This window comes from Streptomyces sp. NPDC051677, from assembly GCF_044453465.1.
GTDB lineage: Bacteria > Actinomycetota > Actinomycetes > Streptomycetales > Streptomycetaceae > Streptomyces.
The window spans coordinates 24,453-51,089 of record NZ_JBITCT010000058.1 but is presented as its reverse complement, the minus strand read 5'-3'; the positions used below and the strand labels follow the sequence as shown (position 1 = coordinate 51,089).

The following is a 26,637-nucleotide window of genomic DNA, read 5'->3' as shown; positions in this document are numbered from 1 at the left end:
GGTGCTGTTGGTGCCACTTAGCACTTCTGATGCCACTGGGACGATCTTGGGGCTTCTACGAAGCCGAGGCTCCCGTGAAGTCGAAGCCGAGGCTCCCGTGAAGCCGAAGCCGAGGCTCCAGTGAAGACGAGGCCCCAGTGAAGCCGAGGGGCGGGCGGGATCAGCGGCCCAGTCGTCGCAGCACCGCGCGCGGGCGGTTGGTGATGATGGCGTCGACGCCCAGCTCGACACAGAGATCGACGTCCTCGGGTTCGTTCACGGTCCACACGTGCACTCGGTGACCGGCCCGCTTCAGACGCTCGACGTACGCCGGGTGATTGCGCACGATCCGCATCGACGGGCCGGCGATCCCCACCCCCGCGGGCAGCCGTCCGTCACGCAGCCGTGGCGAGACGAACTGCATCAGGTAGACCGTCGGCATCGTCGGCGCGGCGGCTCGTACGCGATGCAGCGAACGCGCCGAGAAGCTCATGATCCGCACCGGGGACTCGGCCGCCGAGGCCGGCGCGTCCAAGCCGAACCGCTTCAGCAGCACCAACAGCCGCTCCTCCACCTGTCCGGCCCAGCGTGTCGGATGCTTGGTCTCGATGGCCAGCTCCACCCGGCGCCCCGCGTCGGAGACGAGCTCCAGCAGCCGCTCCAGGGTCAGCACGGACGTCTCCTCGCGGTCCTCGGGCCGCACCTCCCAGTCGGGATCCTCCACGCGCGCGTGCCAGGCCTCGCGCGCCTCCCGCGTCTTCCAGGAACCGAAGTCCAGCGCTGCGAGATCGGCGAGTTCCAGTGCGGAGACCGCGCCGCGGCCGTTGGACGTACGGTTGACGCGACGGTCGTGTACACAGACGAGATGGCCGTCGGCGGTCAGCCGTACATCGCACTCGAGGGCATCCGCGCCGTCCTCGATCGCCTTCTTGTACGCGGCCAGAGTGTGCTCGGGGGCGTCCTCGGAGGCCCCGCGGTGAGCGACGACTTGAATATGGTGCTGCCGTGCGTGAGTCACCGCGTCATCGTGCCACCGGCGCGCGGCCGTCTGAGAACCCTCTGAGATGTTTCGAAGATGCGCACTTATTGTACGTAATGACCCTTATAAAGAATGGCCATGGACCCACAGCCACCGCTTATGGTGCTCTGACGGCCCGTGGGAAATGCTGAGACGTACAAAAGCACATGCACAGCTTCAGCGCGCCGGGTCGACGACAAAGCGTGCGACGAAGCGCGACGAGCGCCGACGAGCGTGACCTAGTGCGACCGACGACAACAGCCGTGGATCGAGGAGAAGAGCTGTGAGCACCGAGAACGAGGGCAAGAACGAGGGCACCCAGGTACCCCCAGCCCCGTCCGCACCCCCCGTGCCGGTGGAATCTCCCGCGGCCTCCCCGCAGGCGCCGGAAGCCGCCCCGGCCACCCCGGCGGGCCCGCCGGAGGCCGGCTGGCCGCCGCCCACCGCGCCCCAGGGAGCACCGGCCCCGGCCGACGGCGACTGGCCGCCGCCGACCGCCGCACAGGCGCCCTCCCCGGCCCCGCACGACCCCCCGGCCGCCCCCGCCGACGACTGGCCGACCCCGCCCCCGGCCACACCGCTGTACGCCGACCCCGGCGCGGGCACGCACGCGTACGGCGCCGTCGGCGCCGGAGAGCCCGGAGCAGGTGGGGCCGGCGGGGCGGACGGGACCGGCTGGGGCGCCGCCTACCAGCAGCCCGCGCCCAAGCCGAGCCGTGGCCGCGGCGGCCTCGTCGCCGCGATCCTCGTCGCCGCGCTGGTCGCGGGCGGCCTGGGCGGCGGACTCGGTTACACGCTCGCCAAGAACGACGACGACAGCGGCTCGACCACCGTCTCCGCTTCCACCAGCGGCGGCGACGTCAAGCGGGACCCGGGCACGGTCGCCGGGGTCGCCGCCAAGGCGCTGCCCAGCACGGTCACCATCGAGGCCGAGTCCAGCAACGGCGAGGGCGGCACCGGCACCGGCTTCGTCTTCGACACCCAGGGCCACATCGTCACCAACAACCACGTCGTCGCGGACGCGGTCGACGGCGGCAAGGTGACGGCCACCTTCCCCGACGGCAAGAAGTACAACGCCGAGGTCGTCGGACACGCACAGGGTTACGACGTCGCCGTCATCAAGCTCAAGAACGCACCGTCGGACCTGAAGCCCCTCGCCCTCGGCGACTCCGACAAGGTGGCGGTCGGCGACTCGACGATCGCGATCGGCGCCCCCTTCGGCCTGTCCAACACGGTCACGACCGGCATCATCAGCGCGAAGAACCGCCCGGTGGCGTCCTCCGACGGCACCAACAGCACCTCGTCCTACATGAGCGCCCTGCAGACGGACGCCTCGATCAACCCGGGCAACTCCGGCGGCCCGCTGCTGGACGCCTCGGGCAACGTCATCGGCATCAACTCCGCGATTCAGTCCACCGGCGGCGGAGGCCTGGGCGGCACCACCCAGTCCGGCTCGATCGGCCTCGGCTTCGCCATCCCGATCAACCAGGCCAAGTACGTCGCCCAGCAGCTGATCAAGACGGGCCAGCCCGTGTACGCCAAGATCGGCGCGTCCGTCTCCCTTCAGGAGTCCACGGGCGGCGCGACGATCACCGACAAGGGTGCGAACAACGCCCCCGCCATCGAGTCGGGCGGCCCGGCGGACCAGGCCGGCCTCAAGCCCGGCGACGTCATCACCAAGCTCGACGACATGGTGATCGACAGCGGCCCCACCCTCATCGGCGAGATCTGGACCCACAAGCCCGGCGACAAGGTCACGATCACCTACGAGCGCGGCGGCAAGTCCCACACCGTCGACCTCACCCTCGCCTCCCGCAAGGGCGACAGCTGACACCAGCGGACGATCCCAACGAACCCACGCGCGCGTGCCTCCCCGGTTCAGCACCAACTGCCACCCACGCGCGCGTGCCCGACTCGGATGCTCACTCGGATGCTCATGGGCACGTCGATCTCTGGATGCGCGGGTGCCTGGACGGCTGGTCTCGATCCGGAGCCGACCCGGAGCCGACCCGGAGTACTGGGGCGAATGACCAAGGTGCCCAGCGATGCTGTGGCCCGCGCGGCGGGCGACTTCGGCCGTGCGACGCCGGACTCAAGCCGGAGCGAGACGCCCGCGTGGCGCAGGGGGTACGGCAGGTCTGCCGGCCGCGTGGCCGTGTCGGACTCCGTGAGGACGGCGAGGCGGGCGGCCTGCCAAAGCTCTCCTTAATCCTTGGAGAGCAGGTGGCCGCCCTGTGCCGCGCGGAAGAGTCGGCCGTCCTCGGCTGTGCCGAACTCCTTGATGTGTTCGCGGATCAGGCGTACCAGGAACTGGCGGGATAGGCACCCGGGATAGGCGCCGGCCAAGTCGCCATGCGGGCACGCGGTGGGGCGCTGTGCGATTCACCGCTGTCGCCGCTGCCATCTGTGGCCCGGAAAGCGATGGCGGCCGTGCCCCACACCTCACGCCTCCGCCCGCTCCGGTGCCGTAGACCGAGAGGAACGGCGGTGGGCGGCCACGCCCCAGGTCCGTAAGGTCCGCCAGGTACGGCTGGAACGGTCCGCGAAACGAACCCCCCGCGAATCGAAACCTGCGCGAATCAAAACCCTCAGCCCGCGCGGAATTGTTTGCCCTGGTGGAAGGGGGTGCCAATCAATCTTCGCCTCGCCAGCCTCGGTGTTGTCAGGCCGGATCCCCGGGTCCGGCAAGCCGAGCACTGGAGAACCACGTATGTCCCACTCACACACCGTGGCGGTCCCCGAGCGGGGGGCGCCGCGATCGCGCACACAGCGCCGGCTGCCGAAGCCCTTCCAGCTCATCCTGCAGTTCCTGCTGGTGGCGCTGACCGTCAGCGGCGCGCTCGTGACGACCACCGGTTCCGCGAGCGCGCAGAACGAGACCGGCGCCTCGCTGAACCAGGGCCAGCTGCCCGGTGTGGTGTACCGCGGGGACTCCCGGCACCCGAACGACATCTTCAACAACGGCTTGTGGTCCCGGGGAACGAACTACGACCTCCAGGCCCATGTGCACGGAGACCGGGCCCACAACAGCGGCTACATCTCCACGTCGGGTTCGCAGAGCGTGGCGGAGCAGTTCGCGCGGAGCCAGGGAATCAACAACCTCGACGCCGCCGCCCGTCAGCCGCGCTGCCAGGGAGCGGGGTGGACGATCGGCCAGAGCATCCCTGTCATCGGATGGCTCGTCACGTCGCACTGCGCGCACCAGGTCGTCGAGGCCAGGACTTTCGTCTACACGATCAACCCGCAGTTCGCGAACGTCATCCTGCACGTTCCCGAACAGCTCCGTGGGAACCCCGGCATGTACAACGCCTACCGGAGCCAGGACGAGTGGGCCTTCTTCCGCAGGATTCCGCCCCAGGCGATCACCGGCGTGCACATCTACCACGTGGAGGCGCGGGCCGCCGGCAGCTACCTTCAGCTGCAGAGCCTCACCTTCCGCCATGAACGCTGGGTGCCGAACCCCAACTACAACCGCAACTTCCACTACAACCCGATCACTGACCCGGGCGCCAACCTCGACTGGAACACGGGCCTGAACATCCCGCCGATCCAGGCGAACGAATACACCCGGGGCTGCAACGCGGCCAACCGGTGCAGGAGCGGCAACGGCTGAGCCGTTGATCCCGGCGGCCCACCCCTCCGGGCACGCGACACGAGGCGGCACCACCGGTCGACCCGGTGGTGCCGCCCGTCGTCGCCGAGCACCACGCGGGCCGCGCGCTACGGCGAGGTCAGCGCGGATCCCCGGCGATGAGGCGCCACCCTTCTGCAACGGGGCGGCGCCTCAGTGGCTGGCCGGATCTGCGTCCTCTACTCCTCGGCAGCCTCAAGAGCGCGCTGGATCCGCTCATGCGCGCGCTGCGTAGCTTCCCAAGCTGAGAGCTCCGACGCTGTTCGCGTACCCCGATGAGTCAGAGGAGGTCCCGCCAAAAGGGAACCGTTGCTCTCGGGTTCCAGGTCTCCTCGACCTCACCCCGCCCCTCGTCAAACTCCCGGTGCACGTAGTCGACCAAGTCCAAGCCGTAATAGATGATGTCGGTCTGCCACATCGAGAGCACCGGATGGCCGAAGCTTCCCCGGTCGGCGGGAAGGTACCGGTGGGCATACACGGGAACCAGCACCGGCACTTCCAACAGACGACGCCGCGCCGTATCGAGTGCCGCCGTCCCATCTGCTGGGCGCTCACCCCAGCCTGCGTACCAGAACCCGTTGTGCTCAACGTCGAGGAGAACACCCTCGACCGGCCAGTCGAGCTGGCGACGCAAGCTGGCCAGATCGCCGCCGCGCCACTCCGGCCAGGGCCTGGACCAGGTCTGCCCCTCCTCGGGAGGAACGTTGACCGGAAGGCCAGCCGCCAGGAACGCTCGGTGATCGTCCGCGAACTCGAAGCCGTACTCTCGCTCGATGCGCGCGAACTCGGCGTCCGTCAGCCCCGGCTCGAACTCATAGAGACCTGTCTCTGCCAGGCGACGTGCGGCCTCCACACCCAGACGTACTCCCTCACTGCTGATCACCGACGCACGCTAGCGCCAACCGAAGCTCGCCGTCACGCGAGTTGCGCGCTGTCCCGTCTCAGTCGCCGTCTCATTCAGCCCCGTTCACGGGCGTTCAGGCGAGACCAGCGCCCCTCCCGGCATCGGCGGCCAACCGTCCATGAACGCGGGTGAACGGCCCAGAACGATGCCCGCCGCCCCACCACCACAGTTGGAAAGCGTGTTGGGTAAGCTGCGGCGGCACCCGCCTCCCCCCATGGAGGATGAGCGGGAGTGGACACCACCGGGGCGGTACTGGCGGGCAGTGGACCCCGTGTAGACCACGCCCCCCCGTGAACCGGCCGCGCCCGGTACGCTGTACCCGCTCCGCCCCAGGTGGGCAGGGGCACAGGTGGGTTGCCCGAGCGGCCTAAGGGAACGGTCTTGAAAACCGTCGTGGCAGCGATGTCACCGTGGGTTCAAATCCCACACCCACCGCAGGTGGACGGCCCCTGACCAGGTAAATCGGTCGGGGGCCGTTTTCGTGCCCGACTGTTCGGCGGCTACCGCTCCCGCCAGTCATCCCGGCACAGGGCTCTCGTTGACCGCTTCTTCCGTCACACCCGTCCGGGCTCCGTGACGGCTTTGTCCCGGCTGTGTGACGCAAGGGCTTGCTGTGCTGCCCTGTGACCAGGGGCGTTGTTACCGTCCCGCCTCGAGAGCGGCCGGTCGAGTGGTCGCCTGCGAACAGGGGGGACGCCCCAATGAAGGTCAACCGGCTGAGATCCGTCGTCGGTGTGCTTGCCGTCGTCACGTTGAGCGCTGTGCTCGTCGGGTGTCAGGGGGGTGGGGCAGGCGGCGGGGCGAAGGCGGGCGCCGCGGGTGCGGGGTCGTCGTCGGGTCCGGCGGCCGGGGGCGCCGGGGGCGCCGCGGGCGCCCACTCCGGCGGCACCCGCGCTGCTGCTTCACCAGCCGCCGCTGCTCCCTCCGCGCCCGCTGCTCCCGCCGCGCCCGCTGGGTCCGTCGTCTCCGGGGCGGCCGTCGCCGCCTCGCCCGCCGGTGGTTGCTCCGACGAGGCCCCCAGCCCCGACGACGTCGACCCCGACGAGTTCGCCGTCTACCGGGTCGAGGAGCTGGACGGGAGTACCGGCAAGGTGAACCTCGTCATCCAGCACGGGGTCTGGGGGTGCCCGGGGAAGGACACGGACGGTGCGCCGTTCGTCGTCACCGGGGAGGACAGTCGGTGGGCCCTGGACCAGGCCGCGTATGTCACCGCCACCACCCCCGTCACCAGCGGCGCCGAGAACCAGCGCATCGGCGTGCAGGAGTTGATCGACTGGATCGACGCGCACCCCGACTCCGGTCTCGTGTTCCGGTACGAGACCGGTGACGACGGGGCCATCCACCGGCTGGAGCAGGTCTTCACGCCCTAGGTGTGGTTGTCCCGGGTCATGCGCGCCGCCGAGGCGAGCGTCGCCCGTGCCTCTCGTGACGTCAGGCCGGTGCGTACGGCCGCGTCGACGAGGTCCCCGGACAGTTCCGGGCCGATCCCGTCCTCGTAGGCCCGGCAGGCCGCCCAGAACAGGCGGGTGTTGCGCTGGCCCTCGTGGGCGGCCAGGACGAACTGGACCAGGCCGCGGCCGTGTGCGCCGCCCGCCGTCGAGTCCGCGCCCGCCGGTCCGCGGTGGTACGTGCGGGGCGGCGGGAGGAGGAGACGTAGGAGGGAGCGGGGGCAGGGGGCCGGGGTGAGGTGGGCGGTGCCGGGGGCTGTGGCGTAGGCGCCGTGGACGGTGCGGGAGCCGGGGCCGACCAGGTAGCCGCCGGCGCCCCGGATGTCGATGCCGGGGGCGAGGCGGCCGGCCGAGTTGGGGACGACGACGTCCGGCGGGCCGGTGAGCCAGAGGTGGCGGCCCCCGGACGGGGTGAGGACGACGATCGTGGGCGGGATCGTGAAGAGGTGTCGCAGCGCGAGCTCGCGCAGGGCGGCGGTGGAGTCCGTGGCCGACTTCGTGTCCAGGTCGACGCCGATGAGGTGGTGCGGGGGCAGGCCGCAGGCGATGCCGTAGCCGGTCGCCCAGGGCGCGGCGGCGAACAGCTCGCGGACGCGGGCCGGGTCGGTGGAGGCGTCGTACACGCCGTGGCCGAAGCGGCCGCACTCGCCGCGGCAGGGCGGTCCTGCCGGTTCCGCCGGTCCCGCCGTTTGCGGGGCGTCACGGTGGGGGGAGCGCAGGGCCGGGAGTTTGGTTCGGGACAGGGGGATGACGGCCAGGCCGCGTTCGGCGGCCGACAGGGCGTGGGCGAGGGCCAGCGTGGTGGCCTGCCGGGGGTACCGGTCGGTGGTGGCCATGGATCCATGGTCGTACGTATGTTCGAAAAAGGGAAGAGGGGGGGGTGCGACGCGCCCGGGGGCGGTCGATCGGGCGGGAAAAGTGCCGGAACGGTTCGTCTCTTGTGGTGCCTGAGGGGCTGGTGTCTGAGTTGCCGGGGGTTATGGGGGAACGGGCAGTAAAAGTGGTGCTAGGGGTTTATCGACTTGTCATCACGCTTGAGTGCGAATCGAGGCTTCCGGGGTGGTTCGCCGGGGATTCGGTGGGCAACTCTGGTCTCGCGACGTCGTCACAAACGCCGGGACGGTCGGCCAACTGGCCTGGTGGAACCCATACTTCGCGTTCTGGAGGAACAACATGGCAAGCATCCGCACCGCCCGCGTCATCGCCGCCGTCTCCGCCCTTCCGCTGGCAGCCGCTCTCTTCACCGGCGTCGCGACGGCGGACAACGGCGGCTTCGCGGACGACGGATCGAATGCGGGCGTCGCGAGCGTCGTCGGCAGCGGCGTCGGGCACGACAACAACGGCAACTCGTCCACCACACAGCAGAACGCCGTCGGCTCGGGCGCCTCGAACCAGAGCAACACCGCGCAGGTCAACAGGTCCGCGTTCACGGCCGTCAACCAGGGCAACAGCAACGTGGCGGTGTCCTTCACCCCGCTGTGGTGGTGATCTGAGGGGGTCGGCGTCCTGCGCCGGCCCTCCGGGGGGTTCCGTACTGGGTGTGGTTCGCGGGTTGTAGGTCGCAGGTCGCAGGTCGCAGTTCGTAGCTGGTAGCTCGCAGTTCGTCGTTCGTCGTTCGTGGGGTGCAGTACGTCTGCGCGGCGGTGCTTCGGTGCCGCCGCGCAGACGCGTTTTTCGAACGTCGGTCGAAGCCTTTATTGACAGGCAGTCATATCTGACGGACAGTCAGGAAACTGTTCCGGCAAGGGACTCGAAAGGAGTGCGCCGGTGGACGACGACCCGCTTTACCCACGGCTGAAAGCCCACGTGGGCCGCCCGGCCGCGGTCGCCGGCACCGGCCGGGACCCCGTCAACGCACCCATGATCCGGCACTGGTGCGAGGCGATGGGCGACGACAATCCGGCGTACACCGGCCCCCGCGCGATCGCCCCGCCCACCATGCTCCAGGCATGGATCATGGGCGGCCTGAGCGGTCACCAGGGGCGCGCGCAGGCCTACGACGAGCTGCTCTCCCTCCTCGACGGGGCGGGCTGCACCTCGGTCGTCGCGACCGACTGCGAGCAGGAGTACCTGCACCCGCTGCGACCGGGGGACGAGGTCGCGTTCGACACGGTGATCGAGTCGGTCTCGCCGCGTAAGACGACCAAGCTGGGCACCGGGTACTTCGTCACGACTCGAACGGACGTCCGCGTGGGCGAGACCCTCGTCGGCACCCACCGTTTCCGCATCCTGAAGTACGCGCCGGCCGCACGACAGCAGAAGAAGCCGCGGCAGCCGGATTCCCGGCAACCCCGGGAGCTGCGCCCCCGCCCCGTCGTCAACCGTGACAACGCCGGTTTCTGGGAGGGAGTCCGGCAGCACCGCCTCCTCATCCAGCGCTGCACCGCCTGCGACACCCTCCGCTTCCCGTGGCTCCCCGGCTGCAACGCGTGTGGCGCGGTGCAGTGGGACACCGTCGAGGCGGGCGGCGAGGGCACCGTCTTCTCGTACGTCGTGATGCATCACCCGCCCTTCCCGGCCTTCTCCCCGCCGTTCGCGATCGGGCTGATCGAGCTCGCCGAGGGCGTTCGGATCATCAGTGACGTGGTCGACGTGCCGTACGACAAGGTGCGCATCGGCATGCCGGTGGAGCTGGAGTTCCGGGCCTACGACGACGAGCTGGTGCTGCCCGTCTTCCGCGCGCGGGAGGTGGCCGCGTGAAACCCGGGGACGAGCTGCCGCCGCTGGAGATCGAGGTCACCCGCACCCTGATCGTCGCCGGCGCGCTCGCCTCGCGCGACTACCAGGACGTCCACCACGACCCTGAGGCGGCGCGCGCGAAGGGCTCCCCGGACGTCTTCATGAACATCCTCACCACCAACGGCCTGGTCGGCCGCTACATCACCGACCTCTTCGGCCCCGGCACGGTCCTGCGCAAGGTCGCCATCCGGCTCGGGGCGCCCAACTACCCAGGGGACACGATGGTGTTGCGGGGCACGGTCGAGGACGTACGCGACCCGGACCTGGTCGTCGTACGGATCACCGGCGACAACGGGATCGGTCGGCACGTCAGCGGGACCGTGACGGTCACCATCCCGGACGGGCCTGAAGGGTCGGACGGGCGTGAAGGGTCGGACGGGCGTGAAGGGTCGGACGGGCGTGAAGGGTCGGAAAGGGCTGAGCGATGAGCGTACGCGCGCGTGACGGGCTCGGGGGGCGCGCGGCGATCGTCGGTGTCGGGGCCACGGAGTTCTCCAAGGACTCGGGGCGCAGCGAGCTGCGGCTGGCGGTGGAGTCGGTCCGGGCCGCGCTCGCCGACGCGGGGCTCTCGCCCGCCGACGTGGACGGCCTGGTGACGTTCACGATGGACACGAGCCCCGAGATCACCGTGGCGCAGGCCTGTGGGATGGGTGAGCTGTCGTTCTTCTCCCGGGTCCACTACGGGGGCGGGGCGGCCTGCGCGACCGTGCAGCAGGCGGCGCTCGCCGTGGCGACGGGCGTCGCCGAGGTCGTCGTCTGCTACCGCGCCTTCAACGAGCGCTCCGGGCGGCGCTTCGGCTCCGGCGTACGGCATCGCGAGCCCTCGGCGGAGGGGACGGCGCTCGGCTGGACGCTGCCGTTCGGGCTGCTGACCCCCGCCTCCTGGGTGGCGATGGCGGCGCAGCGGTACCTGTACGCCTACGGGCTGACCCCCGAGGAGGCCTTCGGGCCGGTCGCGGTCACGGCCCGTCGCCACGCGGCGGCGAACCCGGCGGCGTACTTCCACGGCCGTCCGATCACCCTCGCCGACCATGCGGCCTCCCGCTGGATCGCCGAGCCGCTCAGGCTGCTGGACTGCTGTCAGGAGACGGACGGCGGCCAGGCGCTGGTCGTCACCTCGGTGGAGCGGGCCCGCGACCTGCCGCATCCGCCCGCCGTGGTCGCCGCGGCGGCCCAGGGCGCCGGGCGGGCCCAGGAGCAGATGACCAGCTTCTACCGCGACGATCTGACGGGCCTGGCGGAGATGTCCGTGGTCGCCCGCCAGCTGTGGCGGAGCTCCGGGCTGGCGCCGGCCGACATCGACGTCGGGATCCTGTACGACCACTTCACGCCGTTCGTGCTGATGCAGCTGGAGGAGTTCGGCTTCTGCGCGCCCGGCGAGGCCGCGGCGTTCGTGGCGGCGGACCGGCTGCCGCTGAACACGCACGGCGGCCAGCTCGGCGAGGCGTACCTCCATGGGATGAACGGCATCGCGGAGGCCGTACGACAGCTGCGCGGCACCTCTGTGAACCAGATACCGGGCGCGAGCCGGACCCTGGTGACGGCGGGGACCGGCGTGCCGACGTCGGGCCTCGTCCTGACGTCGGACGGGTGAGCACCCCGACCGGGCGTGAGCGAAGCCGGGATCGCCCCGTGAGCACGAGCCCGGACCGGCGTGAGCAGGAGCCCGGACCCCGGCCGTGAGCACGAGCCGGGCCCGGGCCGTGGGCGGGAGCCGGGCCCGGGCCGTGGGCGGGAGCCCGGACCCGGGACGTGGGCGGGAGACCGGATCGTTCCGTCGGGGGGTCACCCAGGGGTCATCCCGTAGTAGTCGACGCCTGTTCGTCCACCTTCAGGAGGTGGGGCAGGCACCACCCCTACAACCTGAGACGGACTTCCCTTCGGGACCTGCGGCCGATCCGCCGGAGCGGCAGTCGAACCTAGCGTGGAGTCATGACCACACCCGTCTGCACCAGCGCTTCGAACGGTATGACGCGGCCTGCTCCGTACCCGTCCTTCGCGTCGTACGTCAGGGCCCGTCAGCCGGTGCTGCTGCGCACCGCCCGGTCGCTGACCGCGAACCCGAGCGACGCGGAGGACCTGCTGCAGACCGCGCTCACCAAGACGTACGTCGCGTGGGAGCGGATCGAGGACCACCGGGCGCTCGACGGCTATGTCCGCCGGGCCTTGCTGAACACCCGTACGTCGCAGTGGCGCAAGCGCAAGGTCGACGAGTACGTGTGCGACGAGCTGCCGGAGCCGGAACCGGCCCCCGGCGGGGACGACCCGGCCGAGCAGCAGGCGCTGCACGACGCGATGTGGCGGGCGATCACGAAGCTGCCCGCGCGGCAGCGCGCGATGGTCGTCCTCAGGTATTACGAGGACCTCAGTGAGGTCCAGACGGCGGAGGTGCTCGGCGTCTCGGTGGGCACGGTGAAGTCGGCCGTGTCGCGGGCGCTCGGCAAGCTGCGCGAGGACCCTGAGCTGGTGCTTGTTCGATAGCGGCGTGGCGTCGAGCTTGGCGTGGGGCTTGGCGTGGGGCGTGACGGTGGGCGTGACGCCGGGGGATACATGGGGCATACACGGGGCGACGTGGGGTTTTGGCCCGACGGCGTGACCCGATCGTTCACCCCTTCCTAGTGACATACCAAGCGGTATGTGAGCAGAATCAGCACAACCGTTACCACCGCGTAGGCAATGTCGCCGCCCTGGGAGGACGCCGTGCTGAGCACCATGCAGGACGTACCGCTGACCGTCACCCGCATCCTCGAGCACGGGGTGCTGGTCCACGGCCGGTCGCGGATCACCACGTGGACCGGTGAGGGCGAACCGCAGCGGCGCAGCTTCGCCGAGGCGGGCACGCGCGCGGTGCAGCTGGCGAACGCCCTGCGCGACGACCTCGGCGTCCGCGGCGACGACCGGGTGGCCACCCTGATGTGGAACAACGCCGAGCACGTCGAGGCGTACTTCGCGATCCCCTCCATGGGCGCGGTGCTGCACACCCTGAACCTGCGCCTTCCGGCCGAGCAGCTGGTGTGGATCGTCAACCACGCCGCCGACAAGGTCGTCATAGTCAACGGCTCCCTGCTGCCGCTGCTCGCGCCGCTGCTGCCGAAGCTGCCCACGGTCGAGCACGTCGTCGTGTCCGGTCCCGGTGACCGCTCCCTCCTCGACGGCGCCCACGCGCGCGTGCACGAGTACGAGGAGCTGATCGCGGACAAGCCGACGACGTTCGACTGGCCGGAGCTGGACGAACGCCAGGCCGCCGCCATGTGCTACACCTCCGGTACTACGGGTGACCCCAAGGGCGTCGTCTACAGCCACCGTTCGATCTACCTGCACTCCATGCAGGTCAACATGGCCGAGTCGATGGGCCTGACCGACCAGGACACCTCGCTCATCGTCGTCCCGCAGTTCCACGTCAACGCCTGGGGACTGCCGCACGCCACCTTCATGACCGGCGTGAACATGCTGATGCCGGACCGCTTCCTGCAGCCCGCGCCGCTCGCCGAGATGATCGAGAGCGAGAAGCCGACCCACGCGGCCGCCGTCCCGACCATCTGGCAGGGCCTGCTGGCCGAGCTCACCGCGAAGCCGCGGAACGTCTCCACCCTCACGCAGGTCACCATCGGCGGCTCAGCCTGTCCGCCCTCCCTCATGTCCGCCTTCGACGCGCTCGGCATGCGGGTCTGCCATGCCTGGGGCATGACGGAGACCTCGCCGCTCGGCACGATCGCCCGCCCGCCGGCCTACGCGGTCGGCACCGACGAGGAGTTCGGCTACCGCCTCACCCAGGGCCGCTTCCCGGCCGGCGTCGAGGCCCGCCTCACCGGTCCCGGCGGCGAGCGCCTGCCCTGGGACGGCGAGTCAGCGGGCGAGCTGGAGGTACGCGGCACGTGGATCGCGGGCGCCTACTACAACGGCCCCGACGGCGAACCCCTGCGCCCCGCCGACAAGTTCAGCGAGGACGGCTGGCTGAAGACGGGCGACGTCGGCACCATCTCCCCCGACGGCTTCCTCACCCTCACCGACCGCGCCAAGGACGTCATCAAGTCCGGCGGCGAGTGGATCTCTTCGGTGGACCTGGAGAACGCGCTGATGTCCCACCCCGCCGTCGCCGAGGCCGCCGTCGTCGCCGTCCCCGACGCGAAGTGGGGCGAACGCCCGCTGGCCACGGTCGTCCTGAAGGAAGGAGCCACCGCCGACTTCGAGACCCTGCGCGCCTTCCTCGCCGAGGAGGGGAAGATCGCCAAGTGGCAGCTTCCGGAGCGCTGGACGATCATCGAGGCGGTCCCGAAGACGAGCGTGGGCAAGTTCGACAAGAAGGTGCTCCGCAAGCAGTACGCAGAGGGCAAACTGACCATCACCCAACTCTGACCCGCCCCCGAAGCCGGTCTCTGGCTTCGGTGGTCGGCTCGGGGCCCTGGGCCCGGTCCTGGGGGCTGGGCGCCGAACACGCCCTCCCGCCCGCATTCATGTCCGCCGGCCGTGGCAGGATCCTTGCGGATCCTGCCCGGTGGGCGTTGCTTCAGGGGCGGGGCGGGGCGGGGCGGGGCGGGGCGGGGCGGGGCGGGGCGGGGGGCGTGGGGCGTCGTCAGCGTCGCGTGGGACTGGAGGGGCGGGGGGTGAGTGTGGTTGTCCAGCCCAGGAGCAGCCATGTGGCCGCCACCGCGACGACTCCGGTCCAGCCGACGTGGGTGAAGGCGAGGCCGGCCAGGGCCGAGGCGGTGGCGCCGCCGGCGAAGCCTGCGACGACGTAGGCGCTGTTGGCGGTGGCCGGGGCCGAGGTGGTGGTCAGGGCGAGGGTCTGGTTGGCGACGTGGGAGGCGACGAGCGCCGCGTGGATCACGATCGCGGCCGCGAAGAGCGCCGCGAGGACCTGCCCGCCCAGCCAGAACAGCGGCACGGACACGGCCGCGAGCAGGTACGCGTTGCGGACCACCTTCGCCGCGCCGAAGCGGTCGACCAGGCCGCCCGCCAGGGGCGCGACGGCGCTGGCGGTCAGTCCGAACAGGCCGAAGAGACCGGCGGTGGCCGTCGACAGGCCGTAGGCGTCGTCGCCCGTCAGCAGCAGGGCCAGCGAGGTCCACAGCGCGCTCCAGGCGCCGTACATCCCGGCCTGTCGCACGCAGGCCCGCCACAGGTCGGGCGAGCGTCGCACCAGGCCGGGCATCGCGGTGAGTCCGGCGAAGAGGTGGCCCTTGCGGGCGCGGCGGCGTTCGGCGGGGAGGGCGGCCGCGGTCGTCAGGCCCAGGGCCGTCGTGAGGACGGCCGCGCCCACGAACACCGCCCGCCAGCCGAAGGCCTGTCCGGCGAGTCCGCCGAGGACCCGCGCGGCGACGACGCCGGTGAACAGTCCGGCGATGACGGCGGCGACATGCCGGGCGCGCCGGTCGGCGGGGGCGCGTTCGGCGACCAGCGGAACGAGGAGCTGCGGGACGACGGTCGCGGCCGAGGCGACGAGCACGGCCGCCGCGAGGGCGCCGGTCCCGGCGGCCGAGGCCCCGGCGACCAGGGCCGCCGCGGTGACCAACGAGAGGACGGCGACCAGTCGGCGCCGGTTCACACGGTCGCCGAGCGGGGCGAAGAAGAGCAGGCCGGCCGCGTACCCGAACTGGGCGACCGAGGCGATCCAGGCCACGGCCGAGGGCGCCGAGCCGAAGTCGTGAGCGATGAGAGGGAGCAGTGGGGCCGCGAGGTAGATGTTGGCGGCCGTGACGGCGGTGCAGAGGGCGATGAGGACGAGGAGGACGTTCCGGCCCTGGTCCCGGTCCTGGCCCTGGTCCCGGTCCTGGCCCCGGCTCCGGTCCTGGCCCTGGCTCCGGTCCTGGCCCTGGCCCCGGTCCTGGCCCTGGCTCCGATCCTGGCCCTGGCCCCGGCTCCGGTCCTGGCCCCGGCCCCGGCTCCGGTCCTGGCCCCGGGAGGCGGCTGGGCCGACGGTCGGGCCATGGGGCGAGGCGGCGGTCGGGCCGGGGGGCGAGGCGGCGGTCGGGCCGAGGGCTGCGACGGATGTCGGGCCGTGGGGCGAGACGGATGTCGGGCCGGGGGTCGGTGTCTGTGGGGTCGGTGTGCTCGTGGGCTGGGGGGCGGTGACCGGGGACGGCGAGGTCGCCATGGCGGAGATGCTCCTTCGAGCCGACTCTAGTAACTAACCAGTTGGTTGGAACGGATGGTCCAACCACCTTCGGCGAGCGCGCATTCCCTGTCAACCAACTAGTTGGTTACGTACCCGATCACGTAGCTACCATGAGCCCATGGCAACGACCAGGGACCCCGAGGCCACCAAGGCGCGGATCTTCGATTCGGCCGTCGCGGAGTTCGCCCGGCACGGCATCGCGGGTGCCCGCATCGACCGCATCGCCGCCGAGGCCAAGGCGAACAAGCAGCTCATCTACGCCTACTTCGGCAACAAGGCGGAGCTGTTCTCCCAGGTCCTCGGCCGCTGCATGGTCGACCTCGCCGCCGCCGTCCCCGTCGACCCGGACGACATCGAGGGCTGGATCGACCGGCTGATAGACTACCACGCCGCCCACCCCGAACTGCTGCGCCTCCTCTACTGGGAGGGCATCGAGTACGGCACCGCCGAGCTGCCCGACGAGGCGGAACGCCAGCAGCACTACGCGCTCAAGGTCGCCGCCGTGCAGGACGGCCAGGACCGGGGCGTGATCACCGACGCCATCCCGGCCCCCGACCTGCTCTTCCTGCTGGTCGCGATCGCCAACTGGACCACCGTCGTCCCCCAGATGAGCCGCATCCTGGCGGGCGCCGAGGACACCGACCGCGTCCGCCTGCGCGCCTCCGTCAAGGAGGCGGCGCGCAGGCTCATCGCGAAGTAGCCCGCGAAGGAGGCAGGCCGCGAAGTAGGCCGTGAGGAAGCGGGGCGCTCAGTTGGTGCCGATGCGCGCCAGCAGGTCCACGATCCTGCCCTGCACCTCGGGGCTGGTCGACCGCTCCGCGAGGAAGAGAACCGTCTCCCCCGACGCCAGCCGCGGCAGGTCCGCCTGGTCGACCGCGGCCGTGTAGACGACCAGCGGAGTGCGGTTGAGCTGGCCGTTCGCCCGCAGCCAGTCCAGGATCCCGGACTGACGGCGATGCACCTGCATCAGGTCCATCACGACCAGGTTCGGCCGCAGCTGCCCGGCGAGCGTGACGGCGTCCGCGTCGCTCGCCGCCCGCGCGACCTGCATCCCGCGCCGCTCCAGCATGGAGGTCAGCGCCAGCGCGATCTCGGCATGCTGTTCGATGAGCAGCACCCGCGGCGGATGCTGCTCGCTGTCGCGCGGCGCGAGCGCCTTCAGCAGGACGGCGGGGTCGGCGCCGTACGCCGCCTCCCGGGTCGCCTGTCCGAGCCCGGCCGTGACCAGCACCGGCACCTCCGCGGCGACGGCGGCCGTGCGCAACGACTGCAGCGCGGTCCGGGTGATCGGCCCGGTCAGCGGGTCGACGAACAGCGCGGCCGGGAAGGCGGCGATCTGCGCGTCGACCTCCTCGCGCGAATGCACGATCACCGGCCGGTAGCCCCGGTCGCTGAGCGCCTGCTGCGTGCTGACGTCCGGCGCCGGCCACACCAGCAGCCGACGCGGGTTGTCCAGCGGCTCCGGCGGCAGCTCGTCGTCCAGCGGCTGCGGCCGCGGCGGATCGGCCACCTCGACGGCCCCACCGGGCCCGTCCAATGGCTCGGGCCCCTCGGCGGCGTTCTCGTCGGGCGCCCCTATGGCGTACGACCGCCCGGCGCCCTCGGTCGCCGACCCACCCGACCCCCCGGGCACGAGCCGCGTCTGACCGGCGAGGGAGGGATGCGGAAGGGGCGCGGAGGCGGACGTAGGGCCGGGGCCGGACGCCGCGGTGGGCTGCGGCGCCTGCGCCCCGACGGCCTGCGACGGCATGGGCATCTGCGGGGGCGCCGAGGCCTGCGGGGCCTGCGGTCCGACGGGCTGCTCGGCCGGCGGATGCGGGCGAGCCGTCTGCTCAGGACGTGCCGTCTGCTCCGGGCGGGCGGCCGGGTCGGGAGGGGTGCCCAGCTTGCGGCGCCGCCCGGAACCACCGGGGCCGTTCGGGGCAGGGGTGGTCGGAGCCTGCTGGGGCTGCGGCTGGAGCTGCTGCACCTGCGCGGCCTGCCGGGTGAAGGGCACGCCCTGCCCCAGGGTCCGCACGCTGATCGCCCGCCCCTGCGTCGAGTTGGGGTCCATGGGCAGACCCGCCGCGGCCTCGGCGGGCAACGGCTGCGCCGCCCGCGGCTGCCCTACGACGGCCTCGGGCGGAAGCGGGGTGCCTCCACCGGGCGTCTGCGCGGCCGGGGCGGGTGGCGTGGCCTGCGCGGGGGCGGGCGCCGCCTCGGCCGGGAGCGGCTGCCCCTGACCGGACACGGGGGGTACGGCGACGGGCCGCTCGACGCCCTGCCCTGCCTGGGCCTGGCCGGCCTGTGCCTGTGCCTGTGCCTGCGGCTGGGCTTGGGGCTGGGCTTGGGGCTGACCCTGTGCCGGGACGGCGGCCTGGACCACCGCGGGGACGCCCTGCCCGGGCACGCCGACAGCCTCCGCGGGCTGGGCGACGGCCCGACGGCGACGGCCCGTGGGCGCGTTCGTGGGATGCGGCTGGGGAGGGGTGTGGTCCTCGGCCTGGTCGTGCGGGACGGCGTCGTGCCGCCCGTGGTCGCCCGCCGGGCCCTCGGTGGCACCCTGAACCGGCACCTGTGCCGCGGCCGGGGCCTGGGTTTGGGCTTGGACCTGACCTGGGGCCTGAGCCTGCGCGGGAATCGGCGCCTGGGCAGGGATCGGCGCCTGGGCAGGGATCGGGGCCTGCGCGGGGATCGGTGTCTGCGCAGGCACCTGAACCCCTCCAGCCCCCGGAACCACCCCAGGAGCCGGAACCGGAAGGGAACCGGACACGGGAAGAGGACCAGGCACGGGGAGAGGACCGGACACGGGCAGGGGACCAGCCACCGGAAGGGGACCCGAAGCCGGCAGAGGCCCTTGAGCCGACCCAGGACCCGAAGCGGGAACAGGCCCCTGCCCCGGCACGGGACCCGCCGTCGGAACAGCCCCCTGCGCGGGGACAGCCCCCTGCGCCGGAACAGCCCCCTGCGCCGGAACAGAACCTTGCGCCGGAACAGGCCCATGCGCGGGCATCGGACCCTGCGCCGGGATCGGGACCTGCGCCGGGATCGGGCCCTGCGCCGGGATCGGACCCGCGGCCCGTGACTGGTCGGCCGCGCTCGTGCCGCCGGAGCCGTCCGGCGCCCGGTCGGCCTCCGCGGGCGGCAGGGCGAACACCGCCCGCGGCCCCGCCTCCTGTGCGGCGGCGCGCTCGTTCGCCGCGGCCAGCGCACGCCGACGGCGTCCCGTCGGCTGCCCGCTCTCCGCCTCCGTACTACCGGTACCGGTACCAGTGCCCGTGCCCGTGCCCGTGGCCGTGCCCGTCGGCGAGGCGTCGGCAGGCGGCTGTGCGCTCGCGAGCGCCGGCAGCGCGGGCGGCAACGCGTTCTGGGGCTGCTGGCCCCCGTCCGGCGCGTGCCGGGCCCGCCGTCCGCCCGGAGCCGGTACGCCCTGCGGCGGAACGGTGCCGCCGAGCCCCGTACCCGAGGCGGCGGTCCCCGCCGCGTGCTCGGCGGCGGTGACGACAGCACCCTCGCTCACACCCCCGTCGGCCGTCGCCCCGAACGCCTCACCGACCCCGCCCTCGACGCCCGTCTCAGCCCCCACGACGGCGACCTCGGCCGACCGCCCGCGCCGCCGCCCGGTGCCGCCGGAACCCTCGCCGTCCACACCCTCCGCGTCCGCGTTGGCCGACACCTCACCCGGCGTCTCCTCACCGGCCGGGGCAGCGGCGGCGGCACGCCTGCGTCGCCGTCCGGTCGGCACCGCCGCCTCCGCGTCGGCACCGCCTTCCACGCCCGGCCCGTCACTCTCCAGGAAGGCGTCCACGGAGGACCGCCGGGCCCGCCGGCGCCCACCGGCGCCCTGCTCGCCCGGAGTCTCCTCCGCCGAAGCCACACCCATGCCCACACCCATGCCCGTGCCCATGCCGGCGCCCGCATCCGGACCTGCGCCGGACGCGAGGGCGGGCAGCGCCATGGCCGCCGGAGCCGCGACGGCCCCCGCCCCGCCGCCCAGAGGCACCTCGAGGACATACGCGCTGCCGCTCATGCCCGGCACCTCGTGCGTCTGGAGCACGCCCCCGTGCGCCCGCACGATCCCGCGCACGATCGGCTCGTGCACGCGGTCGCCGCCGGCGTACGGCCCGCGCACCTCGATGCGTACGACCTCGCCGCGCTGGGCGGCCGCCACGACGACGGTGTTGTCCATGTAGCCGCCCGCCGAGACGGGCGCGTTGCCGGTGGCGTCGACGCCCGCGACGTCCGCCACGAGGTGCGCGAGCGCGGTCGCGAGGAGCCGCGCGTCGACCTCGGCCTCGATGGGCGGCGCGTGCACCGCGAACTGCACCCGCCCCGGCCCGATGAGCTCCACCGCACCGTCGACACCGGCGGCGACGACGGCGTCCAGCATCACCTTCGTCCGGACGACCGACTCCGCGCCGGTGTCGAGACGCTGATAGCCGAGGACGTTGTCGATGAGCGTCGTGATCCGCGAGTAGCCCGCCGACAGGTGATGGAGCACCTGGTTGGCCTCGGGCCACAGCTGACCGGCGTCGTCCGCGGCGAGCGCGGCCAGCTCGCGGCGCAGCTCGTCCAGGGGGCCGCGCAGGGAGTCCCCGAGCAGGGTGAGCAGCTGCTCGTGCCGCCCGGCGAGCGCCTCGTAGCGGTCCTTCTCCCGCTCCCCGAGCGCGGCGTACCGCTCCTCGCCCGCCGCGAGCTCCTCCTCGTGCCGCTCGCGCAGCTCCTCGACCTCGGTGACGTGCTGCTGGCGCAGCGCGGTGAGGTCGGAGGCGTGCTCCTCGGAGAGCTTCTCCAGCTCCTCCTCGTGCCGCTTCTCGACGGCGTCCTTCTCCTCGGCGAGGGCGTCGTAGGGCCGCCGGTCGGTGAAGGTCATGACGGCGCCGACGAGTTGGTCGCCGTCGCGCACGGGAGCGGTGGTCAGGTCGACGGACACCTTCTCCCCGCCCTTGGACCACAGCACCTGCCCGCGCACCCGGTGCTTGCGCCCGGAGCGCAGGGTGTCGGCGAGCGGAGACTCGTCGTACGGGAACGGCGATCCGTCCGTGCGCGAGTGCAGCACGAGGGTGTGCAGCTCCTTGCCGCCGAGATCACTCGCCCGGTAACCCAGTATCTGGGCGGCGGCCGGGTTGACGAGCACGATCCGCCCGTCGGTGTCGGTGCCCACGACGCCCTCGGCCGCGGCCCGCAGGATCATCTCGGTCTGCCGCTGCGAACGCGCCAGCTCGGCCTCGGTGTCCACGGTGCCCGACAGATCGCGTACGACGAGCATCAGCAGCTCGTCGGAGGCGGAGGCATAGCCGTAGCCGTCGTAGGCCTGCTGGCCGTTCTCGAGGTTGGCGCTGGTGACCTCGACGGGGAACTCGGACCCGTCCGTCCGCCGGGCGACCATCCGGGTCGGCTTGGTCCGGCCGCGCGGGTCCATGTGATCGGGCCGCCGCATCGAGCCGGGGATGAGCTTGGAGTCGAACTCCGGCAGCAGATCGAGCAGCCCACGCCCGACCAGAGCCGTGCCCGGCGTCTCGAAGGTCTCGAGCGCGATGGTGTTCGCGTTGACGACGGTCCCGTTGGCGTTGACCAGCACCAACGCGTCGGGAAGCGCGTCGAGTATGGCTGCGAGGCGAGCAGCGCCTCGGGATGGCCTGCTGCTCACGAGTCGCTTCCTCCCTGTTACCGCACCTTGCCGACCGCTCGGGCCATCTTGCCAACCGGCCCGCAGCGTGTCACGCGAGGGAGTCTAAGGGCTGGGGTCCCGCCGGCGACGCCGGATGAGAGGGAGCTCGCACGACGAAGTGACACAGAACGTATGTCCTCGCCTGTCGCCGTGCGTCCCAGCGCACGACCGGCAGCTCAGGCTTTGCGGGACCTTCGCGCGACTTTTACGGAACGGGCGCTTCCGCAGTGAGCCACCGCCGGGAAGCCCCCCGAGGGCTCCAAAACCCCGACTGACCGGAACCGGGCCGACCGCCCCAGGCAGGTCTGCACATGCCTGCCGCAGCCCTACGCCTCCGCTGTACGCCTCGGCTGTTCTGCTGTTCTGCTGTTCTGCTGTGCGGCTCTGTCGTACGGCTCTGTGTCAGCGGGCGGCGACGGCCGGGCGCAGGTCCGGCAGCAGCGGGACGAGCCGATCCCACCGCTCGATCTGACAGCCGTCGCTGCGGTCGTACGTCGCATCGACCGGGCGCCCGGCCCAGCGCCCGGTGACATGGGCGGTGGCCGGCCCGCCGTACCGCATGGTGCACACGCCGCCGTCCGGGACCGGCGCGAAGGCTTCCCGGCCCCACCGGGTGTTGCGGTCCACGGCGCGACACGCGCGTCCCACGTCCGGGTGATTTCCGCGCCCGGGATGGCAGTACACCTCGAACGTCCCGTCGGCTCGCCCACCGGCGTGCCGCACGGTGACCGTCAGATGATCGTCGGAGACCCGGTCCTCGTCCCGGACGGGCGGCGGCGCGAGGAGGCTGACGGCAGTCCCGGCAGTCCCTGCATACCCGGACGTGGGGACGAGGCCGACGACCGCCGAGGCGATCACGGCGGCACAGGCGGTGACGGCGAGCCGTCGAAGCGGGGTGACCTGGAACATGACCGGACTAACGCCGCCCCGCCGACGACGTTGCGCCCCGACAACGGCTTTGCCCTGCGGCCCGCCTGCCTAGTACCGTGGATGCCGATTGGTGACACGCCGCTCGACTGTGTCATCATCTGCACGCACCACTCGCACGCACGCGAGCGGTTGTGCTGGAGGCGTCGCCTAGTCCGGTCTATGGCGCCGCACTGCTAATGCGGTTTGGGCCTTCAAGCCCATCGAGGGTTCAAATCCCTCCGCCTCCGCTCGATCATCGAAGCCCCGGTCCTCGGACCGGGGCTTCGTCGTGTCCCTCCACAGGGCCCTCAGGAGTCATTTCCCCAGGTCACAAGGGGTGCGGCAAACGGATTTCACATGGCGGCGGCAGTCATGTAATGTTCTTCCTGTCGCCGCGAGCGGGTCGCAAGAGCCGGGAGCGAAGACAGAAAAACCGAATAACAAGCACTCGTAGCTTAACGGATAGAGCATCTGACTACGGATCAGAAGGTTGCAGGTTCGAATCCTGCCGAGTGCACACAGGTCAAAGGCCCCGGAGAGATCCGGGGCCTTTGACGTTTCGGGGGCGTACAGCAGCGAAGTACAGCAATGGGCCCGAGGCGAGCCCGTTGCCGGACAGTGCGAGGACCGTCGGTCCTCCTGCGGCCCCTCCTACGTGAGCATCACCGCCACGATCACGGCAGCCGTGGCGGCCGCGAGGGTCAGCGCCGGCACCATCGGCACCGGGGTCCTGATCAGGGCTTCCGCGACCGGACCACCCGGAATGCTGTCCAGGCCGAGGGGTGGTCCGGTCTTGTGTCGTCGGCTTCCGCGCACGTGACGCGAGACGAGTTGGGGCTTCGGGATCAGATCAGGGCTTTGATCACCTCGTAGATGGAGGGCCGATCCCCCGGAGCGTGGCTGAGCATCGCGTCGACCAGTTCGCCCAGCTCACCGGGCACCTTCACAGGGCGGCGCCGACCGTTGGCCACCGCCTCCCGCTGCACGGGGCGCGGTGCGTCGTCCGGGTACTCGACAGCCCTCCAGCCCGTGGCGGAGATGAGCAGCGAGGCCCCGAGTGCGTAGATGTCGGCTTCCTGCGTCGGCTCGGCTTCCCCTGTGTCGAGCACGCTGCGCGCGATCTCGGGTGCTTCGTAGTGGACGAGGCAGCCGCGGAACGGGAAGTCGTATCCCTGGGGCACCTGTCCGCCCCGGGCCAGGGCGAGGTCGATGAGGTGTGTTCGTTCCGGCCCGATGATGAAGTGGGCGGGCTGCACGTCACCATGCGCCCAGCCCCGCACGTGGAGGTCGGCAAGCACTTCGGCACATCCCCGCGCCACGCTGGTGTGGGGTTGGATGGACGAGCTCGGCTTACGGCACGGCTCCCACAGCTTGTAGAGGTCTGGCCCGTCGTGCCACGGCTGGAAGTTCCAAGTGCCGTGCTCCCATTCGCCGTACGCGACCTGGTCGAGGCCGAGGCGATGCAGGACGGCGCCCTCGCGTGCGGGCGCCAGGGCGGTCCAGGGCTGGGCGGGCCACTCGGCCGTGGCCTCGACCGGATAGCCGAGCTTCACGGCGAGGTGGCCCCGGTGGCTCTCCACCTCCCAGACCGTGGAGCCCCGGCGGTTGATGACCAGGCGCTGCGTCGTGGGCATGAGCGCGTCGAGCACCACGATCGGTACTTCAGGGGTTGGGCCGCACAAGATCTCTTCTCCTTCCGGGCGAGCGCGGCCGACCACGAGTCGAGGCCGGCCGCGTCGCCGTTGTCGTGTGCTACGCCTGACCGTACGGTCGGCCGCAGTCCGAGTCGCACTGCGCGAGGTTCGTGCCGTCCGCGGTCCACAGGTCGTCGAAGACCACGAACCCGGCCGCCTTCATGGCGCGCGCCGAGGCCGCGACCTTCTCCGGGTCACGGGCCCCTCCGCCGGGTGTCGGGTTGTGGTGCAGGAAGCGGCCCGCGTACTGCTCGCACAGTCCGGCGTATTCCTTCGTGTGCAGGATGAGCGCGTGGAGGCCGAGGTCGACGTCGCCGGACGGGACCATGGGGACGGTGGCGGTGGCCGCCGTGACCAGGAACGCCACCGCCTGGTCCGCGATCCGCTCAGCACGCTCGGGGGACTGCCCGCTGTGGATGACCACGAAGCGGGCCAGGCTCTCGAACAACTCGTCACCAGCCACCGCGCGACCGGTCTTCAGATCGTTCGCCGTTGACGTCATGTGCAATCTCCTCAGGTGAGGTGGTGCGGGGCATGTACGACCCGTCCTGATCGTCGAGCTCGGCTCGGAGGCGATCGGGAAGCGGGCTTGGAGGCCGGCCCCGAACGGGGACGGGGAGCCGGGCGATCAGCACCCGTCCGGGGCGGCCGGTCTACTGGCCAGTCCCGAGAGCCATGCTGATCACCAGACCGCACGAACGCCGATGCAGATGATGAACGGAACCCCGGCATACCGGCCGATGGCGCGCATCACAGCGGGATCCGGCTGTTGCCGTTCCGCACGGCCAGCCGTGCGCTCAGCTCTTCCCGAGCGCTGAGCGCGACGACGACGCCCGGCATGGCATCCCACTCCCTGCCACCACGGACTGGCCGTATCTGCACGCGACCGCCGATCTCCCCCATGACGACGCCGATGCGTCCGCTGGCACTGTCCTTCGCCAGTTCGCCGATGCCTGGCCTGGTCTGCTGGTTGCTCGCCATGCCAACGAGCTTCCTGCCGACCACCAGGACGCCGGAACCACGGACAAACCCCACTTCGGGACGTCCCGCGTCGGATAGAACGTCCCTAGTGCCGTCCCCGGTTGGTAGGAGAGATTGAAATGGCAAACGAGAGGTTACGTGCGGCCATGGCGGCCGGCGGCTGGACGTACAACGCCCTCGCGGACAAGGCCGAAGTCGATCCCAAGTCCGTCGAACGATGGGTCAACCTGGGGCGTACGCCGCGCCGAGCCACGGCCATGTTGGCAGCAGAAACGCTGGGAGAAGACGTGCACGCTCTATGGCCATCGCTCAGGCAGGCACGCCCCGCCCGCGCCGTCAGCCCGGAACTTGTGGCCCTCTACGACCAGCGGGCGGACATCCCCGTGTCCATCTTCGTGGACATGCTGAGCCAGGCTCGTGAGCACATCGATGTGTTGGTGTACGCCGCCGTGTTCTTGCACGAGGCGTACCCGAGACTCAACGACCTCTTGAAGGAGCGAGCGGCCGAGGGCTGCGCAGTCCGCATCGCACTCGGAGACGCGGACAGCTCCAACGTCCAACAGCGCGGCGAAGAGGAGCAGTTCGGCCACGGAATCCAGTCCCGTTGCCGTCTCGCGCTGATGCACTATCGCCCCCTTGTGGGGGTACCGGGCATCGAGGTGCGGACCCACGCCACAACGCTCTACAACTCGATTTACCGGGCGGATGATCAGTCACTGGTCAACGCTCATGTCTGGGGGGTGAACGCGTACGCTGCCCCGGTCTGGCACCTGCGCCGAAGCGGACCAGGCGGCATGTTCGACACCTACGCCGACAGTTTCGACGCCGTGTGGGCGACCGCGACGCCAGTCCGAGAAGGATGACCATGGCACGCACCGAGTACTACGACGATCCGGACGCCCCGAAGCCCAATAGTTTGGTCGTCGCGGCGTCCGCTGTGGTCACCGATGACGAAGGACGCATTCTTCTGCAACGCCGACGAGACAACGATCTCTGGGCTCTTCCAGGCGGCGGCATGGATATGACCGACTCGCTGCCAGGAACTGCTGTCCGCGAGGTGAAAGAGGAAACGGGCCTGGACGTGGAGATCACCGGGCTCGTCGGGACCTATACGGACCCGCGCCACGTCATTGCCTACACGGACGGTGAGGTGCGTCGACAGTTCAATGTCTGTTTCACAGCCCGTGTAACTGGCGGACGACTCGCTATCTCTCACGAGTCCACGGAGCTGCGATTCGTCTCGGCGGAGGAGCTACGTGATCTGCCCATGCATCACACCCAGAAGCTACGGCTTCGGCACTTTCTGGAACATCGCGATCAGCCGTATCTGGGCTGACTTCGATCTCCCTAGACTTGGTGGGGGCAAGCATCGTGCATTCCATATGCGTCACCCGTGGATGCTGTGTGTCGCCTCGGCCCGGTTGCTGATGTCAGCGGAACAGTCCCGGCACGCAGGCCTCCAAAGGATCATGCGGCCGGTCGACTCATGCCACCAGACGGGCTGATCGGAGCACATCCAAGCGAACGGCAGGTACGCCGTCCCTCAACCACTCGCATGGAGAGGACGAG

General features: G+C 71.2%; 22 protein-coding genes, 3 tRNA genes and 1 pseudogene. 15 read left to right on the top strand and 11 right to left on the bottom strand.

What is annotated here, in order from left to right; translation table 11 throughout:
- Positions 1-160: 160 nt before the first annotated feature.
- Positions 161-997 (bottom strand): glycerophosphodiester phosphodiesterase, encoded by an 837-nt coding sequence (locus tag ACIBAF_RS42080; RefSeq protein ID WP_399470843.1) that lies wholly within the window; start codon positions 995-997, stop codon positions 161-163.
- A gap of 283 nt (positions 998-1,280) precedes the next feature.
- Between ACIBAF_RS42080 and ACIBAF_RS42075 the strand changes: the two genes are divergently transcribed.
- On the top strand, positions 1,281-2,828 hold the full coding sequence (locus ACIBAF_RS42075; RefSeq protein WP_399470841.1) for a S1C family serine protease: 1,548 nt from the start codon (positions 1,281-1,283) through the stop codon (positions 2,826-2,828).
- Between the two features lie 213 nt (positions 2,829-3,041).
- On the opposite strand, the pseudogene ACIBAF_RS42070 reads toward ACIBAF_RS42075, so the two are convergent.
- Positions 3,042-3,323, bottom strand: a pseudogene (locus ACIBAF_RS42070) (site-specific integrase); the annotation flags it as partial.
- A 384-nt stretch (positions 3,324-3,707) separates the two neighbouring features.
- Between ACIBAF_RS42070 and ACIBAF_RS42065 the strand changes: the two are divergent.
- Positions 3,708-4,610, top strand: a complete 903-nt coding sequence (locus tag ACIBAF_RS42065; RefSeq protein ID WP_399470839.1) for a hypothetical protein — start codon at positions 3,708-3,710, stop codon at positions 4,608-4,610.
- 298 nt (positions 4,611-4,908) lie between these two features.
- On the opposite strand, the gene ACIBAF_RS42060 is transcribed toward ACIBAF_RS42065, so the two are convergent.
- Positions 4,909-5,511 carry a hypothetical protein gene (locus tag ACIBAF_RS42060; protein ID WP_399470837.1) on the bottom strand — a complete coding sequence of 201 codons (603 nt, stop codon included), beginning with the start codon at positions 5,509-5,511 and terminating at the stop codon, positions 4,909-4,911.
- Positions 5,512-5,880: 369 nt separating this feature from the next.
- Between ACIBAF_RS42060 and ACIBAF_RS42055 the strand changes: the two genes are divergently transcribed.
- Both ACIBAF_RS42055 and ACIBAF_RS42050 read left to right on the top strand, forming a co-directional pair.
- Positions 5,881-5,967, top strand: a tRNA-Ser gene (locus ACIBAF_RS42055).
- A gap of 317 nt (positions 5,968-6,284) precedes the next feature.
- The gene (locus ACIBAF_RS42050; protein ID WP_399470835.1) at positions 6,285-6,902 is read left to right on the top strand and encodes a hypothetical protein; all 618 of its coding nucleotides are present in this window, start codon (positions 6,285-6,287) and stop codon (positions 6,900-6,902) included.
- Here ACIBAF_RS42050 and ACIBAF_RS42045 read toward each other — a convergent pair.
- The gene (locus tag ACIBAF_RS42045; RefSeq protein ID WP_399470833.1) at positions 6,899-7,816 is read right to left on the bottom strand and encodes a bifunctional DNA primase/polymerase; all 918 of its coding nucleotides are present in this window, start codon (positions 7,814-7,816) and stop codon (positions 6,899-6,901) included. The two genes, ACIBAF_RS42050 and ACIBAF_RS42045, sit on opposite strands and share 4 nt — an antisense overlap.
- A 337-nt stretch (positions 7,817-8,153) precedes the next feature.
- Here ACIBAF_RS42045 and ACIBAF_RS42040 point away from each other — a divergent pair, with 337 nt between their 5' ends.
- The 6 genes from ACIBAF_RS42040 (at position 8,154) to ACIBAF_RS42015 (ending at position 14,075) form a co-directional block, all read left to right on the top strand.
- A complete protein-coding gene (locus ACIBAF_RS42040; protein WP_399470831.1) occupies positions 8,154-8,468 on the top strand; it encodes a hypothetical protein in 315 nt (104 codons plus the stop codon).
- 279 nt (positions 8,469-8,747) lie between these two features.
- The gene (locus tag ACIBAF_RS42035) at positions 8,748-9,680 is read left to right on the top strand and encodes a bifunctional MaoC family dehydratase N-terminal/OB-fold nucleic acid binding domain-containing protein (RefSeq protein ID WP_399470829.1); all 933 of its coding nucleotides are present in this window, start codon (positions 8,748-8,750) and stop codon (positions 9,678-9,680) included.
- The gene (locus tag ACIBAF_RS42030) at positions 9,677-10,147 is read left to right on the top strand and encodes a MaoC family dehydratase (protein ID WP_399470827.1); all 471 of its coding nucleotides are present in this window, start codon (positions 9,677-9,679) and stop codon (positions 10,145-10,147) included. The genes ACIBAF_RS42035 and ACIBAF_RS42030 overlap by 4 nt, the downstream gene beginning before the upstream one ends.
- Positions 10,144-11,313, top strand: a complete 1,170-nt coding sequence (locus ACIBAF_RS42025; protein ID WP_399470825.1) for a lipid-transfer protein — start codon at positions 10,144-10,146, stop codon at positions 11,311-11,313. The genes ACIBAF_RS42030 and ACIBAF_RS42025 overlap by 4 nt, the downstream gene beginning before the upstream one ends.
- A 338-nt stretch (positions 11,314-11,651) precedes the next feature.
- Positions 11,652-12,200, top strand: coding sequence for a SigE family RNA polymerase sigma factor (locus ACIBAF_RS42020; protein ID WP_399470823.1), 549 nt, complete (start codon positions 11,652-11,654; stop codon positions 12,198-12,200).
- A 219-nt stretch (positions 12,201-12,419) separates the two neighbouring features.
- Positions 12,420-14,075 (top strand): long-chain fatty acid--CoA ligase, encoded by a 1,656-nt coding sequence (locus ACIBAF_RS42015; RefSeq protein ID WP_399470855.1) that lies wholly within the window; start codon positions 12,420-12,422, stop codon positions 14,073-14,075.
- Positions 14,076-14,292: 217 nt separating this feature from the next.
- Here the strand turns inward: ACIBAF_RS42015 and ACIBAF_RS42010 are convergent, their stop codons facing one another.
- Positions 14,293-15,813, bottom strand: coding sequence for an MFS transporter (locus ACIBAF_RS42010; RefSeq protein ID WP_399470821.1), 1,521 nt, complete (start codon positions 15,811-15,813; stop codon positions 14,293-14,295).
- Positions 15,814-15,952: 139 nt separating this feature from the next.
- On the opposite strand from ACIBAF_RS42010, the gene ACIBAF_RS42005 reads away from it, so the two are divergent.
- Positions 15,953-16,534 (top strand): TetR family transcriptional regulator, encoded by a 582-nt coding sequence (locus tag ACIBAF_RS42005; RefSeq protein ID WP_399470819.1) that lies wholly within the window; start codon positions 15,953-15,955, stop codon positions 16,532-16,534.
- Positions 16,535-16,582: 48 nt separating this feature from the next.
- Here ACIBAF_RS42005 and ACIBAF_RS42000 read toward each other — a convergent pair whose 3' ends face one another.
- Both ACIBAF_RS42000 and ACIBAF_RS41995 read right to left on the bottom strand, forming a co-directional pair.
- On the bottom strand, positions 16,583-21,463 hold the full coding sequence (locus ACIBAF_RS42000; RefSeq protein ID WP_399470817.1) for a PAS domain-containing protein: 4,881 nt from the start codon (positions 21,461-21,463) through the stop codon (positions 16,583-16,585).
- 423 nt (positions 21,464-21,886) lie between these two features.
- Complete coding sequence (locus ACIBAF_RS41995) at positions 21,887-22,393, bottom strand: SSI family serine proteinase inhibitor (protein ID WP_399470815.1); 507 nt, start codon at positions 22,391-22,393, stop codon at positions 21,887-21,889.
- Between the two features lie 157 nt (positions 22,394-22,550).
- Between ACIBAF_RS41995 and ACIBAF_RS41990 the strand changes: the two genes are divergently transcribed.
- A tRNA-Ser gene (locus ACIBAF_RS41990) sits at positions 22,551-22,641 on the top strand.
- 196 nt (positions 22,642-22,837) lie between these two features.
- A tRNA-Arg gene (locus ACIBAF_RS41985) sits at positions 22,838-22,910 on the top strand.
- A gap of 134 nt (positions 22,911-23,044) precedes the next feature.
- Here ACIBAF_RS41985 and ACIBAF_RS41980 read toward each other — a convergent pair.
- From ACIBAF_RS41980 to ACIBAF_RS41965, 4 genes are all read right to left on the bottom strand, one after another.
- Positions 23,045-23,209 (bottom strand): hypothetical protein, encoded by a 165-nt coding sequence (locus ACIBAF_RS41980; RefSeq protein WP_399470813.1) that lies wholly within the window; start codon positions 23,207-23,209, stop codon positions 23,045-23,047.
- 29 nt (positions 23,210-23,238) lie between these two features.
- Entirely contained in the window at positions 23,239-24,075 is an 837-nt protein-coding gene (locus tag ACIBAF_RS41975) for a protein kinase (protein ID WP_399470811.1), read from the bottom strand.
- Between the two features lie 70 nt (positions 24,076-24,145).
- Positions 24,146-24,589, bottom strand: a complete 444-nt coding sequence (locus tag ACIBAF_RS41970) for a glycine-rich domain-containing protein (RefSeq protein ID WP_399470809.1) — start codon at positions 24,587-24,589, stop codon at positions 24,146-24,148.
- Positions 24,590-24,837: 248 nt separating this feature from the next.
- Entirely contained in the window at positions 24,838-25,068 is a 231-nt protein-coding gene (locus tag ACIBAF_RS41965) for a hypothetical protein (protein ID WP_361707706.1), read from the bottom strand.
- Between the two features lie 119 nt (positions 25,069-25,187).
- Here ACIBAF_RS41965 and ACIBAF_RS41960 point away from each other — a divergent pair, with 119 nt between their 5' ends.
- Positions 25,188-25,931 (top strand): XRE family transcriptional regulator, encoded by a 744-nt coding sequence (locus tag ACIBAF_RS41960; protein ID WP_399470807.1) that lies wholly within the window; start codon positions 25,188-25,190, stop codon positions 25,929-25,931.
- A 2-nt stretch (positions 25,932-25,933) separates the two neighbouring features.
- Positions 25,934-26,404, top strand: a complete 471-nt coding sequence (locus ACIBAF_RS41955; protein WP_399470805.1) for an NUDIX domain-containing protein — start codon at positions 25,934-25,936, stop codon at positions 26,402-26,404.
- The last annotated feature ends 233 nt before the right edge of the window (positions 26,405-26,637 follow it).